The sequence below is a fragment of the Scandinavium hiltneri genome (assembly GCF_024764835.1).
Classification (GTDB): domain Bacteria; phylum Pseudomonadota; class Gammaproteobacteria; order Enterobacterales; family Enterobacteriaceae; genus Scandinavium; species Scandinavium hiltneri.
In genome coordinates this window covers 1-15212 of sequence record NZ_JALIGE010000069.1, presented here as the reverse complement: position 1 = coordinate 15212, position 15212 = coordinate 1, and the positions used below count along the sequence as shown (strand labels likewise).

Here is a 15212-nt window from a genome sequence, read left to right as displayed (position 1 = left end):
TGTTCTGGCTTACTCAAATAATCTACGGTGTAGCGTCACAATCGCGTCGTCGGCAGTATTCTCCGGCAGCAGGAAACAAAGATTGTCATTGGATGCGCCATGAAAAATCATTCGCACGCAATACTCCTCTGATTCCATAAAGGCATCCCGGCATACGCCTGGACTACGAGGGAGTTGATTGCCAATCACTGTGATCAATGCCAACCCGGTTTCAATCTCGACCTGACAATGAGCAGAGAGGGCGGTCAACAGCGCGGTGGTTAATGTGTCACCGTCTCCTGATGTGCAACCCGTGCCGTTCAGGGCCATCGCGATGCCTCGCTCGGTGGTGGTGACCAGATCCACATCAACCTGATGCTCTGCCATAATCGTAAAAATGTCGGCAAAAAATGCATATGCTGGTCGCTGGTGCAGGCTGTGTAATCTCAGTAGGGTCTGTTTGCGGCGAACGGCAATGGCGCGATATTGCGGCGGATTTTCTGTCTCGCGGCGAACCAGCGTTCCACCAGCTGCGGTATTTTTGCTGGAACCGACAAAGACCGGGATGTTTTTCCGCATTGCCGGTAACAGGGTCGCCGGATGAAGTACCTTCGCACCAAAAGTGGCCATATTACTGGCTTCTGAAAAGGAGATATGGTCGATACGGCGGGCCTGCGCCACAATGCGCGGATCGGTGGTGTAGATCCCAGCCACATCAGTCCAGATATCGACCCGTGCGGCGTGCAATGCTTCCCCAAGCAGGGAGGCGGTGTAGTCGCTGCCGCCCCGTCCAAGCGTCGTAGTCTGCTCATTTTCATCACTGCCAATAAATCCCTGAGTGATAACAATCGTCTGTTCAAGACGTGGGCGAAGATGGGTCTCGACCTGTGTTTCCACAAGGCTGAGATGGGGTTCTGCGCAGCCGTAGAGGGAGTTTGTTCGGATGACTTTACGCGCATCAAACCATTCTGCCCTGGCTTCCCGTTCACGAAGAACCTCAGTGAATAACAGGCTAGACATCAGTTCACCATGGCTGACCAGTTCATCACTCAGTGCAGTGGACGGCGTAGCCGATGCCGTTTCGGCAAGATGGGCAATGTTTTCAAGTAGTTGGTCGATTTGCCTGGCAACGATCGACGGCGATTTTAAACGGGAAATAATGTTGTGCTGGATAGCGCGAAGGGTATCAATTTTATCCATCCGATCGTGACTTTCCAGACCCTTAGAAAGTTCGACTAATAGATTGGTAACACCTGCGGAGGCAGATAAAACGACCAGACGAACGTGGTCATCTGCAAGAACAATACCGGCACTACGATTCATAGAGTCGAAGTCAGCAACGCTGGTACCGCCAAATTTGGCAATGACGAATTGTGGATAAACGCGTGTCATAACACTCTCATCTCAGGGCGCCATAAAAGATGGCAAGAAACTTTCATTCTCGGCATAAGGGAAGCTCGCTTCACCTTACGAAATGTCCGCCCGCGAACATTTCTGTTTATACCCGTCATCCTTCAAGCTGCATCTTTGTTGGCTACGCTCACTGGCCCGAATCACTTAGGTTACTAGGCTCATCGAGACTCATTCTCTTGCCGCCGCGATGCAACTCGAATTATTTTGGGTATAGTTCTTTATTTACGGATGCCATAAATAAGCGCGACATAGTAAGTGATTTATCTTTAGGGATCGATGTTTTTATTTCCCCAAGAAATAAACCAATAAAAATAATGTGTTATGGGATGATTCTTGCATCATTTGGGAAAAATTTGCGGCAGGGAAATGTAAACCATAAGAAAACGATGTGTTTCATGACATTGCAAACAGTCATAAATGCCAGTTAAAAATCAAATAAACACCCTTACTCATTGATTTTAATGATAAAAGTTAAAATTAAAAAAATGATTGAGTCCTTTTTTAAAAAAACATATATTAGCCGCGTTTTTTACAGGCAATCCTTTTAACCTTTAACTCAATCCGGTGTTATTAATACCCGTGGTTGTAGGAGTGATATGATGACGGATAAAGTCCGTATTGATACTTTAAGTGCTCATTCATTACCTCAAAGCAATGATACCTTCCTCGCAAGACAAGCCGAGTTTGAATCTAACGTCAGAAGCTACCCACGTAAGCTGCCCTTGGCGATTGCCAAAGCACAGGGCGTATGGATAACCGACGTTGAAAATAATCAATATCTTGATTGTCTGGCAGGCGCCGGAACGTTGGCGCTGGGTCATAATCATCCTGACGTGCTTCAAAGCATTCAAAGTGTCATCAGCAGCGGCTTACCGTTACATACGCTGGATTTGACCACCCCTCTGAAAGATGAATTTTCATCTTATTTACTCTCTTTATTACCGGGTCAGGGCAAAGAATATTGCCTGCAATTCACCGGTCCGTCAGGCGCGGATGCGGTTGAAGCCGCACTTAAACTGGCGAAAAAAGTCACTGGCCGTTCAGGCATTATCAGCTTCTCCGGCGCCTACCACGGGATGACGCACGGTGCGCTCTCCGTAACCGGTAACCTGTCACCAAAAGAAGCCGTCAGCAACATGATGCCGGAAGTGCAGTTTATGCCTTATCCGCATCTGTACCGCTGCCCGCTAGGTATTGGCGGTGACGCTGGCGTTAAAGCGCTGACCTACTATTTCGAAAACCTGATCAACGACGTTGAAAGCGGCGTTCGCAAACCAGCGGCGGTGATCCTTGAAGCGGTTCAGGGTGAGGGCGGGGTGAACCCGGCCCCGGTTGAGTGGCTGCAGCGCATCCGTAAAGTCACGCAGGAGCATGGCATTCTGCTGATCCTCGATGAAGTCCAGGCTGGTTTCTGCCGCACCGGCAAACTGTTCGCCTTTGAGCACGCCGGTATCGAGCCCGACATCATCGTCATGTCTAAAGCTGTTGGTGGCGGTCTGCCGCTGGCTGTACTGGGCATCAAAAAACAGTTCGACGCATGGGCGCCAGGCCACCATACCGGGACATTCCGCGGTAACCAGCTGGCAATGGCCACCGGCTTGACCACGCTTAAAATCCTTAAAGATGAGTCCGTTGCCGATAAAGTTGCCGTGCAGGGTGAATGGCTGAAGGGCAAACTGGCTGACCTGCAAAAACGTTACCCGGTTATCGGTCACGTACGCGGTCTGGGCCTGATGATCGGCATCGAAATCGTGAAGCCGAATGAAGCACAGGATCATATGGGATGCTACCCGGCAGATGGCGAACTTTCTGCACTGTTGCAGAAAAAATGCTTCGAATCCGGACTGATTCTGGAGCGTGGTGGACGTCATGGTTGCGTCCTGCGCCTGCTGCCGTCTCTGCTGATCACCGATGAAGAGCTGGAAATTTTCCTCGATAAATTTGAAAACGCCTTGCAGGGCGCTGGCATCAAGCCAGTTTAATCGGAGCTAACTCAGTGTCAGATAACAACCCGATTTTGTCCGGTTCGGCGCAAAGTGTCGCCGCCTATCAGGATGCCATTGAGCAGAGCAGCCAGGCGGTTATCGACTGGTTAAAGCAGCCTGAAATGTATCAGGGGAAAACCGTCGACCAGCTGCGCGAACGCATCCAGTTGAACTTTACCTCAGAGGGCCTGGGCAACCAGGCCGCCATTGCGCGTGCAGTTGAGTATTTCCTCAAGGACAGTCTTTCTGTCCATCACGCCCAATGCGTGGCGCATCTGCACTGCCCAAGCCTGGTCATCAGCCAGGCCGCGGAGGTGTTGATCAACGCCACTAATCAGAGTATGGACTCCTGGGATCAAAGCCCGTCAGCGACTATCATTGAGGTAAAACTCATTCAGTGGCTGCGGGAACAGGTGGGATACAGCGCCGGTGATGCCGGCGTGTTCACCAGTGGTGGCACCCAGAGTAACCTGATGGGGCTGATGCTGGCGCGTGATGCCTTCTTCGCGCGTCAGGGGCATTCCGTCCAGTTGCAGGGATTAACGGGCGATCTGAGCAAAATCAAAGTGTTCTGCTCTGAAAGCGCACACTTTTCTGTGCAAAAAAATATGGCGTTGATGGGGCTGGGCTATCAGTCCGTCACCCAGGTGAAAACCGATGCGTTCTCACGGATGGACCTTGCTGATCTGAAAGCCAAACTGGCGCAGGCGAAAGCCAAGGGTGAGCAGGTGATGGCGATTGTGGCCACTGCCGGCACCACGGATGCAGGTGCTATTGATCCGTTAGCCGAGATAACAACGCTTGCCGCGCAAGAAAATATCTGGGTTCACGTTGATGCCGCATGGGGCGGGGCGCTGCTGCTTTCTGAGAAGTATCGCTATTACCTGAACGGCCTGGAATGCGCAGACTCTGTGACCCTGGATTTCCACAAACAGTTCTTCCAGACTATCAGCTGTGGTGCATTCCTGTTGAAAGACGTGCGTCATTTCGAGTTGATGCGTTATCAGGCGGCGTACCTGAACTCTGATTTTGACGAAGAGCAGGGCGTGCCGAACCTCGTGTCGAAATCACTGCAAACCACGCGTCGGTTTGATGCCCTGAAACTGTGGATGGGCCTTGAAGCGCTAGGCAAAAAGCAGTACGCCGAGATCATTGATAACGGTGTAACGCTGTCGCAAGAAGTGGCGGAATATGTTTCAGCACAGCCGCATCTGGAACTGGTTATGCAGCCTCAGCTGGCAAGTGTATTGTTCCGTTTCCGCCCGGAAAGTAGCGATAGCACATTTGTCGCGTTGCTAAACCAACGTATTGGCGACGTTTTGCTGGCATCCGGGAGCGCCAACGTTGGGGTAACCGAAGCGGACGGCATAACCTGCCTCAAGATGACGCTGTTGAACCCAACGGTTTGTCTGGAGGATGTAAAAATCCTGCTGGCAAGCGTGAAAGATACGGCTGAAATATTGCTCAATGCAGAGTTCCAGTCCTAAACGCGTAGAGTTGAAGTGAACAGCCATGCGCTGCGTGAAATGTAGGTGGCTTTTGAGGTAAGGTTTCACGTAGCGTATGGGCATATCCCACCCATGTAGACAATTTAACCCAATAATTGGATTGACCCCGCACCGAAAGTTTACATAAACTTTAAATCGATATCGTCCAGCTCAACCTTTAAAGAGCGATGGTGATGAATATAACATTCAAACTTCAAATTTAGTTCATTTGGCAGCGGGAATGGCTTTAATGGAAATATTTTTTGCAGGGCACCAATGAACGCATCAGGAACAATCATGACTGAATCCCCTCTGGAGCATAAATAAGCCATGGTCAGTAAATTAGGGCTTTCCCATGAAATCTCGCGATTAATGATAAGTTCATTTTCTGTATCCATTCCATCAATCATGCTGGTAATACTACCAAGATCCCGGCGCCAGCGAAGATGACTATTATTACGCCAGTCAGAGAGAGTGAAATTGTCATCTATCGTCGAGTGATTCTCACTGACAAGAATCTTCATATCAGATTGCAGAAATTTTTTAGACACAAGGGCGACATCATCCGGAAGTTTTCCCCCGATATCAATATCAACTTCGCGCTGTTTGAGTTTGCTCAGTCGCTCCTCTTCGCTTGCATCCATAGTAATAAAATGGAACAGGGTCGAATCATCACGGGATTGAATTGACTCGGTCAGCAAAAGCTCAATTAAAGAGTATGTTGCAATAAAATATTCTTTCCGCGATGTGTTTAGCGCATTCAATTCTCGATAACGCGCCTGCAAAGCCAACGCAGTCTCATTTGGTTTTAAGCCAAAGCGGGTTCTGATAAAAATATCAGTGCCAAGCTTCTCTTTCAGACTCTTAATGGTGTAGCTAATCGTTGACGGTGAGATATTCAGGCGCGAGGCCGCTTTCATCGCATTCTCACACTCAATGACTTCATTGATTATCTTTAGTTTTTGTAGGCTTATCGTATGCATTGTTCTTCCAGCGGTGACAAAGCTAGGGTGACTGAGAGGTAAACTTTGTTCTCACAGAGTGAATGATGTCATCAATCAGGCGCGTCATAATGGGGTTTTCTGTCATTTTATTATTAAAATGAATATAGCAATCATGCTTCATTTTCAGTTCAGCTGGCAGTTTGAGACGTTTAACAGCGAATGCCTGGGTAAATAATGGAATGAAAATATCAGGTAACAACATGATGTAATTACTGCGGGCGCAAAGCTCCACCATGTTAATGATGCTACCAGAAACCACCGCCACATCTCTCTCCTGGATATATTTTTTCACTTCCCCAGAGACTTGCATATTTTCACAGTAATAATCGCCGAGGGATGACCATATGGCGTGTTTCGCCTGATATAAATCAGCACAACTCACTTCTGCCGGAATTTCTGTGTTATGAACACTGGTGAGTATTGAAATGTTTGAGGTAAACAGTTTAACTTTGCTGACCGCTTTGTCCTGTGGCAGTTCGGCGCCAATATCGATATACGCATTTTTATTAACCAGGTTGTCCAGTCGTTCATTAACGTTAATGGTGTACGGTAAAAAGATATAACGATACTTATCGGGCTGGTGGGCTAAACTGGCAATTGACTCTGAAAGTAACATTTCAATGGGCGAATAGCTCAGAATGGTCAGGCTGTTCTCATTCTGCTGATTTTCATTATGGCTAATATCGACATCAGTCGCGAAATATTTTTGATAGCGCTGGCTGAGTTCATAAGCAGTCGCATTTGGTTTCATTCCGGTTCTGGTTCGAATGAACAGATGCTCCCCGGTAATATCCCTGAGTTTTTTTAACGAGTAACTAATTGCAGCAGGGCTTAAGTTAAGCAACTTTGCCGTTGTTTTAACGCTACCACACACAACGAGGGTATTAATAATTTTTAGTAGCTTTAGCTCTATTGTCTGTGACATGCCATAAAACTCCACTCAGCCAACGACTCCTTTACAAAATATATATAAAGAAAGGGTTGATGATGTTGTGCTTATTAACCAAGTACCATGTCAGATGAAATGTAGTGTCAAATCACAATGCAAACAATACATAAAAACACATTTGTTAGATTGCATATGCGTAATACTTCAGGCGCCATGTCTATCTCATTGTTTTTTCTTGCATTAAATGAGAATTTAACTAAGTTAAAAAGTAAAATAAAAGACACTAAAAATGGGGGGTAGGGCTTGGTAATCACCTACATTATTAACTATTGTGCTGCACTGTCAAATTGATATTAAGAACTGAGAATAAACGGCAGAAAATAAATCTGTGTAACGCAGTAATGGATGATTACTGCAGAATTTACTTTTGTCACGTGGGGGGTTGTTTCAGAGTAACCACACATTCAGCTCCTGCACTAATAGGCGGGAGGATGAGGGGCCTGTTTGCTGCTATCATGGCTATATTTTTGATGGCCACAGTATCGGTGTGGCGTAGGATTATGTGAAATGAATGTAGAACTGGATATCAAAGTCCTCCGAGCCATTTACACCCTGAGTACAGCAGGTAGCGTCACCAAAGCGGCAGCAATGCTACAGGTTACTCCAGCAGCAGTAACCTATCTTATTAATAAAGCACGAAAAATAACAGGGTCCGCCCTGTTTTACCGCACCCGGGAAGGAATGAAACCGAATACGCTGGCGACGGAACTTAGCCAACGTTATCAGGGGATGATGCAGGATTATTTCCCCGAAGAGAGCATGTCATCCAGCCTCAGCCGGGCGTTTACCATCAGTACCTATTCACTTTTAGAGTTCATGCTGGCGCTTGAGTGGGGGAACTCCGTACAAAAAGGGGCAGAGCTCAGTTTTGTTCCCACTGAAGTGAACGATACTCGCCGTCTGGCGGCGCTGCGTAATAAAGAGGTTGATATCGATATTGGTTCCCGCTTGCCGGTGGACAGCGCTATCGTGCAAATGAAACTGTTTTCAAGCGATGTCGGGATCATTGCCAGAAAAGGGCATCCGACAATCAGTGACCGATTCACGACTGCGGACTGGCATGAAAATGGTCATGTGCTGTGGTCCCGTGGTATGCATTTTATCAGCGATGATATCGAGCAGACGCGTAACTTCCGTAATCTGTTCGATCAACAAAACAAGGTGTGGACATCGAGCAGTACACTGAATGTGACGTTACTGTGCGCGTATTCCGATGCGATAACCCGCATGCCTGTGCGCCTTGGGCACAAACTTGAGTCTGTGTTGCCAGTGACGTTGTTCAACTTACCGGATAATTTGCAGATGACCTATGAATGTTACCTTCATTATCATCACTCCCTGTCAAATGATCAGATCTTTCAGCAAGTGATAGCCAAAATCCAACAGACGTTATGACGTACATTTCCCCCAAAATGCGCCCTTTATAAGGCGGAACTATCGACCCGGGTTAGCGATACGCTGCTCGGGCAGTACCCGGCCAAAATCATTAATACCTTGCCAGCTTACCGGACATTGCGCGGCCTGCGCGCATCCATCGATATTGCGCTGGCTGAAGGGCGCTACCATCCCGGCATTACGCACTTCACGACCATTCACATGCAAATTGAATAGCGTCACGTAGTAAGCCGTGGGGTTCTCCACCCGTAATTGCTTGCCCACTCGTGTCCAGCGTAGTTTTTGACTCGCGTCTTGAGCGGAACCTTGCAGACCGACAGGACGGTAAAACAGTTTTAACTGTGAACGAATGGCAACCTGCACGCTGTTATCTTGCGGTGACCCGGATGGGATCGTCGCAATACTGAGCGTAAATACGCTTTCGCGATCACGGGCAAGTGAGCCGCCGGTATAGATTATTCGTAGCGTGCTTTCACGCCCGGCTTTCAGGGCAAAAAGCGGAGGCGTTATCACAAACGGGGCTTTTTTTGCCGAAAACGTGCTCCCGGGCCAACTGCCGCCGGTCGAAACTTTGCTGTTAATCAGCCACGTAGTCTGACTGTTATTGCGCAAAGGCAGGGCGACGCTGCTCTGTTTTTCGCTATATACCACGCGCGTGCCACCAATCACCACCCCGGCCCGGGCACAGGGAATGGCGAGGAGGGTTATCAGCAGGGAGCAGAATAAATTACGCATAATTCAGCATAAATGTTGCAGATGAATTAGCCGGGCCAGCGGTGACCGTCTCACCGTTCGCCAGGTAGCGGGCATAAAAAGTCATCGTCACAGTGGTCTGATTCGGCGTGAGTTCGGTACTCCCCCCAGGCTGACCCAGCGGGATAAGCGTTTTGTTATTGTCATAGATGGCAATCGCCACCCCCTTTGCTACACCCGCATCGGCGGTCAGTGCCAGTAATTCAGAGTTACTGCTGTCAGCATTACCCGTAAATGTGACCGTGACATTGTTTGCACTCCCCCCGCATTTCTCCAGCGAGATGGTGAAAGGTTCATATCGACCGCCGTTACCCGAATCGGCAAAGAGTTGACTGCTGACCGAGCCAAATTTGACCAGCAAAGCTGTTGAATCCGCTGAGACGAAACAGGTATTGCCGTCAATCGAACCGGTAATATTAATTGTTCCGGCCTGTGCAACAGGGTTTGCTGTCCACAAGGCGAACAGGGAGAGTGCGGTAATACCGCGAAAAACAGGGCGTATCATTGGCAACTCCTCATTGATACTGCAAATCGAAATACATCACCGCCGCGGCATTACCCGGGACAACGACATCCTGCGTCGATTTATACCTCAGGGCGAAAGCCAGGGTGTTCTCCGCGCCAGGTGTCAGCGAATAGGCGGGAACGCCATCCTGGTTAATCGGTATCAATAACCGTGTCTTGTTGTCGAGTATCTCTATGCCGACCCCTTTGGCCACATTGTCGCCATCAGAAAGTGCCAGCAGGCGTGGATTGTCGTTATCAGCGGTGCCCGAAAAGCGGATAACCACGCCGCTAACAGAGGAGTCACAGCCAGTAAGCCTGATATCAAACTCTTTTTCCGCGCTGACGCTATCAACTGCCGTAAAATCTGACGCCGAAAACTTGCCGATATCGACCGTTTGCGTCTCATTTTCCACCTCACAGGTTCGGGAAAGGATGGTGCCAGTCATTTGCAGGTTATAGGTTTCTGCCCTCAGATTTGCCGACACCGCCAGCAAACTGATAAGCAGGGATGCGCTTAAAAATGTCGATTTCATGAATGGCACTCTCGGGTTAATTTGTTGATGGCATTACGGGTGGCATCGTCTGGCAGACGATATGTCACCACACACTGGCGGGCATCACCGTCCCCCCAGCGTACCGTCAGCGTGCCTTTCTGCGCCAGACCGGACAGATACACTTGTCCGTCATCGCCGACAATACTGTTACTGCCTTGCTCTGTGGTGACGATTGCGCCAAAAGGAACCACGTTGCCGTTATGGGTCAGATTCAGCAGGGCGCGGGCGCCAACATGGGTGTCAAAACTGGCGCGAACCAACGCGCCACGAGTCGGCACGACGTTGACCACGGTATCGTCCAGATCGACGTTTTCTGGCAGGGTGGTGGTATCCAGTGCCATACGGTTGCGGCGATAGGTGGTGGCATAAGGAACAACGGCATAGCCTCGCCAGTCGGTACGCAACCCGGCGTTACCTTCCACTTTCACATCATCGGCACCAGGCGCTGCGATCAGGACGTTGGTTTCACCCAATGGCTGTGACAGTGTGACGCCATTGAGGTGCGCAACAATGGAGCCGCTTAGCCCATAGTTGACCTGCTGATAGTTACCGTTATCGCTGTAGTTATAGCCTGCATTGGCGCTTCCCCAGGAACCATCATAATTGGTGCTGATCGAACCACTGGCACCGCCGCCCTGATTCTGATAACCCTGTTGAATGCTGTAATTCAGATTGTCGTCTTCCAGCAGCGTGCCGCTCAAACCAGCATTCTGGGTGGTGTGTCCACGTGTATCGTTGCTGATGCTATAGGTCGCATAGGCATTATGTTGTTGACGCGTAATGTCACCCGACGGGGTCAGCCACTGGCCAAGAGGGATTGAAATACCCAGCGCGACGCGGTTATCCGCCTCACGAAGCCCAGGGACTTTGTTGTAGCTGTAGTTGAGCGTCCATGAAACACCGTACAGGTTGCCGCTATATCCGGTTTGTACCAGCGTGTTGACAGCGCCCGTTCGCCAGTAGGTCTGGCGACTGCCGTTGATGTAGATCGAGCCATTGCTGCCAAGTTGTTGTGAAATGTTGAGCTGGATTTTGTCGCGCTTGTTATTGCGCAGATCGTAATAGTCACTGGGGGCAACCTGGGATTGAGGATCGTCGCTTTGTGGGTTACGGGCATAGCCATTCATGCGCTCACGGGTACTCTCTTCAAGGGTATAAAACCCTTCTGTCGAGTAACGATAGCCGACCAGCTGAAAGTTAGTCCCGGTGCTGTTGAGTGATTTACCGTACAAAAAGCGTAGCGAGGCGCCGCTGTGTTTGCTGTCATCGGCCAGAATACTGTTAGCCTGGGTCACATCCAGCGACAATGCGCCAAAGGTACCAATGTTGACGCCCAATCCGAGAGCAAAGGCATTGTAATTTTTCGCGACCTGCGTGCCGCCATAGGCCGTAAATCCGGCGGGCAAACCCCACAACAGCGTAGACTGAGCAAAATTGACCTCATCCTGCTGTTCTGAATTACTGCGATACTTGCCCGCGGTGACGGCATATTTGATATGACCTTCGCGTTGCAGTACCGGTACAGAGGCATAAGGCACGGAATAAACGTTAACGCTGCCGTCAGTCTCTTTGATTTCGACCATCAAGTCACCACTGGATGAGGTCGGAAACAGGTCATTGATTTCGAACGCGCCGGGCGGGACATAACTTTGATAGATGGTGTAACCATTCTGACGAATGGTGACTTGCGCATGGGTACGCGCGATACCGCGAATGGTTGGGGCAAAGCCACGCAGACTATCTGGCAGCATATTGTCATCGGATGCCAATTGCACACCACGAAAACCCAGGCTGTCGAAGACATCTGACGGCGTAGTGCTGTCACCGATGACCAGTTCACTGCGCAATGGAATGATCGCCCGCTCAATCCAGGTATTGATATGTTGCCAGTCGCTGTTACTGCTATGACTACTGCTACTGTAGTTCCAGGTCGAATAATCACGCAGGCGCCACGGGCCGAGATTCAGGCCGCTGTGCAAACCCAAAAAATAGTTATTGCTGGCGCCGCTTTGTTTATCATCGTTATTCGAACCACTAAAATTGTAGTTCAACATCAGGGCGTTGATACCCTCATCCCACTGTGAGGGCGGGATATAGCCACGGGCAGAATTGTTCATCATCGCCTGCGGAATGCTGATATCCAGTCGTAACTGCTCAAAGTTAAATTGGGTGGTTGCCCCTTCAATGGCGGTAGCAATATCCAGACATTTATCCGGGTCAGCATCGGCGAGCGCGGGTTTTCCCTCGATGTTAACACCCATGGCGCTTAACTGAGCCGGAGTCAGGCACGGGGTCAGGCCGGTCTCATCGGCTCCCGCAGAGGGAAGGGCGTTAGCCGCCTGGAATTGAATATCCTTTCGCGACTGAAACGTATCGTTGAGATAAATATCAACGCGGTAAGTGCCGGGTGCCTGGGTACCGCCTTCAAAACGAGAAAGATCGGCGACCGCAGAAGGATCATCAGATAAAAATGCCGGATTAAAGTATTCATCGGCATATCCATTCGCAGATGCCATCGCAATCGCAACAGCCAGAGGCGCTATTTTATAAGATTTATTTTGCACTGGCATAGTATCCCTTTCCTTCCTGCACACCTGTGGCCGGCGCTCTGCCGACGCTTTAGCATTCCTTTTTAGTTAGATTGTCGGGCCTCACGCGCCGCAAGACTGCGTGGCGGTATTGGCGCCGTAGTCATTGACCGTCTGAAAACTCACCGCGCCGTTTTTATGGCCGGGAACGTCAACCGTCAGTGAACCCAATGGCGAGACCATGGAATTTGGTAATTTTTGACCGCCCACGGTGAACTGGACCAGGGTAACAAAGTAAGGGGACGCATTTTTAACCGTCACGCGGCCACCCTCGACCCGACAAGTCAGATGTTTTGGCGCTTCAACGGAGTTCGACGAGAGATGCTTCGGGCGTACAAATAATTTGATGACGCTCTGGGTGGCAATCTGCAAGGTATTGCCTTTCAGGCTATTTTTATCGACAGAAGGAATCGCTTTGCTGTTCAGGTAGAACACGCTTTCCCGATCGCTAGGCAGTGCCGGGCCGTTGTACATGATCCGCAGCGTATTCTCTTTTTTCGGTTTCATGGTGAACAGGGGGGGCGTCAGCACAAAATCGGCTGATTTGCTGCCGTCAACATTGGTTATCCACGACTGAATCAGATAGACATTCCCGGTGGAGGTGTTGCTCAGTGACAGCGAGGCTTCTTTTGCACCCTGTGGATAAATAATCCGTGTTGCTCCCAGCGCAATCCCCCCGGTGCTGGCACTGGCGGTGCCAGCCATCGCCATTGACAACAGCCCGGCGCTACACAGAGCGGTTATCGCGTTGCGGTGATTTATGGTGTTTCTTTTCTTCATAACTGTGTTCCCTTTTATACCTGTTACCTGACTCCAGCCCTTCCGTTAGCAGAGCCAACAGCAGCCTCCGTGCACGCACGGAGGTATGCAATCAATCAGGAGTAATTGATGTTAAATGTCGCTGTCGCCGCCACGCTACCGGCCGTTGCCGCTGCATCCGTCGCGATATAGTCAACTTTGAACGGAATGGTCGTGTCGCCAGCGTCCTGTACGCTAATAGTTGAGGAGTCGCTGCCCAGCGCCAAAGTCTGGCCATCCGGGCCGTACAATTGCAGCGCAACGTGGGTTGCGGCCCCCGCGCCGGCGGTGTTCTTCAGTGCGTCAGGCAGAGTGCCGTCGGTATCACCATTAAAGGTGATACCGACATTGTTGAGTACGCCCGTGCTGCAATTCTGCAGAGTGATGCTGAAGATTTTTTGCTGGCCGGCAGGCTGGCCTGGGTCTTGCAGCAGCGTGCTTGACACAGGATCCAGCATGACAGTAGGGGTGCTGGCGACGGCGGTACATGCCGGGTCAACAACCTCGCCAGTAAAATCGACGGCGCCACCTTCTACGGTTATCGCTCCAGCATGGGCTGCACCCGCGGCGAATAACGCAGCAGTTAATGTGGTGTAGGCAATGTTTTTAAACTTCATAATGCGTCCTTAAATATCAGTAGATTTAACATCCGGGTTATTATGTCAGGTGCATAAAAATGCATCTAATAGAGGTGCGGTAACGTAAAGGGTAACAACATAAATAGCTAACCCGGCTGGCACCCACAGGCGAGATACTACGAAATACGACTTAATTGATGCAAACATCAAAAAGAACGACACGATTCAATATACTGAAAACTATTATTAACTTTATGATATCAATGAAAATTCAAACTCTTTGGTTATGTAATTCAATGTTCTAAAACAACAAATAATGACTCCTGGCCTGTTCTGGTTAATGAACTGGTAAAGCAGGGGTGTGTTCATTCTGATGCCGCCATTGGCACGGCGCGGCTTTGGGCGTTTGGGATGCTGATTGGCAATACTGATATGCACCATGGAAACTTGTCGTTCATCAGCGGCCATGGTCGTCCATACCGGCTTGCACCAGCCTACGATATTCTGCCAATGGGTTTTGCCCCGAAATCAGGTGGCGAAAGAGTGAATACATTACGACCGGTGACGCTATCTGAAGTGATTAGCGGGGAAATCTGGCAAGAAGCTCTGGCGCTGGCTGAAGACTTTTTCGCTCTGGCCAGTGAGAGCCGTCGCTTTTCCGCCAATTTTGGTCCATGCCTTGTGGCGTTGCGTAGCCACCTTGATGAGATGACATCGCGTTTATCGCGTTTGGGATAATAGCCGAAGGTCACGTAACAGGGTGGCCCATTAACAATGCAAGAAGAATGGCTGACTGCGAAGACTTATCGAGCAAGAGTCCTTTAGATGTAATTTAACATAATATACATTATGCGCACCAAGATAGAATCAGATGGAATCCGGGGTTTTATGGGCATCGTTGGCCTGGTCGCTGATGGCAATCTTGGTACGCATAACGGTTGAAATGTCTTGCGGCCTTCTATTGGGATTATGGGCGTCCGATTGTTTTTCTTTGGGACCCGATTTAAATGAAACGATTGATACTGGCTTTGACTGCAACCGCATGCCTGACTTTTCCTGCATTTGCGATGGCTGACAACATCGTGTGTCGTGATGGGGTAATCCCCCCATTTTTAACGGAGGTGATAAATAGAATCAGGTCATGCGTTGAATATGCTGCATCGGCGTGAAGCCATTTAATGCCATATTTGGTCGTTCGTGATTATAAAACCATTGCCACTGC

At 49.6% G+C, this 15212-nt stretch carries 13 protein-coding genes and 1 pseudogene; 5 read left to right on the top strand and 9 right to left on the bottom strand.

Features of this window, described 5'->3' with window-relative positions:
* Positions 1–9: 9 nt before the first annotated feature.
* Positions 10–1371: a lysine-sensitive aspartokinase 3 gene (gene lysC, locus MUU47_RS04595; protein ID WP_258967411.1), complete on the bottom strand. Its 1362-nt coding sequence runs from the start codon at positions 1369–1371 to the stop codon at positions 10–12.
* Positions 1372–1988: 617 nt separating this feature from the next.
* Here lysC and MUU47_RS04590 point away from each other — a divergent pair.
* On the top strand, positions 1989–3374 hold the full coding sequence (locus MUU47_RS04590; protein WP_258986986.1) for a diaminobutyrate--2-oxoglutarate transaminase: 1386 nt from the start codon (positions 1989–1991) through the stop codon (positions 3372–3374).
* 14 nt (positions 3375–3388) lie between these two features.
* Positions 3389–4864, top strand: coding sequence for a pyridoxal phosphate-dependent decarboxylase family protein (locus MUU47_RS04585; RefSeq protein ID WP_258986985.1), 1476 nt, complete (start codon positions 3389–3391; stop codon positions 4862–4864).
* 140 nt (positions 4865–5004) lie between these two features.
* Here the strand turns inward: MUU47_RS04585 and MUU47_RS04580 are convergent, their stop codons facing one another.
* Together MUU47_RS04580 and MUU47_RS04575 are read right to left on the bottom strand one after the other, a co-directional pair.
* A complete protein-coding gene (locus MUU47_RS04580) occupies positions 5005–5847 on the bottom strand; it encodes a LysR family transcriptional regulator (protein WP_258986983.1) in 843 nt (280 codons plus the stop codon).
* 22 nt (positions 5848–5869) lie between these two features.
* A complete protein-coding gene (locus MUU47_RS04575; protein ID WP_258986982.1) occupies positions 5870–6793 on the bottom strand; it encodes a LysR family transcriptional regulator in 924 nt (307 codons plus the stop codon).
* A gap of 531 nt (positions 6794–7324) precedes the next feature.
* Between MUU47_RS04575 and MUU47_RS23470 the strand changes: the two are divergent.
* A pseudogene (locus tag MUU47_RS23470) lies at positions 7325–7498 on the top strand (LysR family transcriptional regulator); the annotation flags it as partial.
* Positions 7499–8212: a type 2 periplasmic-binding domain-containing protein gene (locus MUU47_RS04570; protein ID WP_258986980.1), complete on the top strand. Its 714-nt coding sequence runs from the start codon at positions 7499–7501 to the stop codon at positions 8210–8212.
* 39 nt (positions 8213–8251) lie between these two features.
* Here MUU47_RS04570 and MUU47_RS04565 read toward each other — a convergent pair whose 3' ends face one another.
* The 6 genes from MUU47_RS04565 to MUU47_RS04540 all read right to left on the bottom strand — a co-directional run bounded on the left by MUU47_RS04565 (position 8252) and on the right by MUU47_RS04540 (position 14029).
* Complete coding sequence (locus MUU47_RS04565) at positions 8252–8947, bottom strand: fimbria/pilus periplasmic chaperone (protein WP_159768460.1); 696 nt, start codon at positions 8945–8947, stop codon at positions 8252–8254.
* Positions 8940–9470 carry a fimbrial protein gene (locus MUU47_RS04560; RefSeq protein WP_258967405.1) on the bottom strand — a complete coding sequence of 177 codons (531 nt, stop codon included), beginning with the start codon at positions 9468–9470 and terminating at the stop codon, positions 8940–8942. Before MUU47_RS04560 ends, MUU47_RS04565 begins: the two co-directional genes overlap by 8 nt.
* A gap of 10 nt (positions 9471–9480) precedes the next feature.
* On the bottom strand, positions 9481–10005 hold the full coding sequence (locus MUU47_RS04555) for a fimbrial protein (protein WP_258967404.1): 525 nt from the start codon (positions 10003–10005) through the stop codon (positions 9481–9483).
* Complete coding sequence (locus tag MUU47_RS04550) at positions 10002–12596, bottom strand: fimbrial biogenesis usher protein (protein ID WP_258986979.1); 2595 nt, start codon at positions 12594–12596, stop codon at positions 10002–10004. Before MUU47_RS04550 ends, MUU47_RS04555 begins: the two co-directional genes overlap by 4 nt.
* Positions 12597–12677: 81 nt before the next feature.
* Positions 12678–13394, bottom strand: a complete 717-nt coding sequence (locus MUU47_RS04545; protein ID WP_309578254.1) for a fimbria/pilus periplasmic chaperone — start codon at positions 13392–13394, stop codon at positions 12678–12680.
* Between the two features lie 95 nt (positions 13395–13489).
* The gene (locus MUU47_RS04540; RefSeq protein ID WP_258986978.1) at positions 13490–14029 is read right to left on the bottom strand and encodes a fimbrial protein; all 540 of its coding nucleotides are present in this window, start codon (positions 14027–14029) and stop codon (positions 13490–13492) included.
* Positions 14030–14281: 252 nt separating this feature from the next.
* Here MUU47_RS04540 and MUU47_RS04535 point away from each other — a divergent pair, with 252 nt between their 5' ends.
* Positions 14282–14728, top strand: a complete 447-nt coding sequence (locus MUU47_RS04535) for a HipA domain-containing protein (RefSeq protein WP_309578258.1) — start codon at positions 14282–14284, stop codon at positions 14726–14728.
* Positions 14729–15212 lie beyond the last annotated feature (484 nt).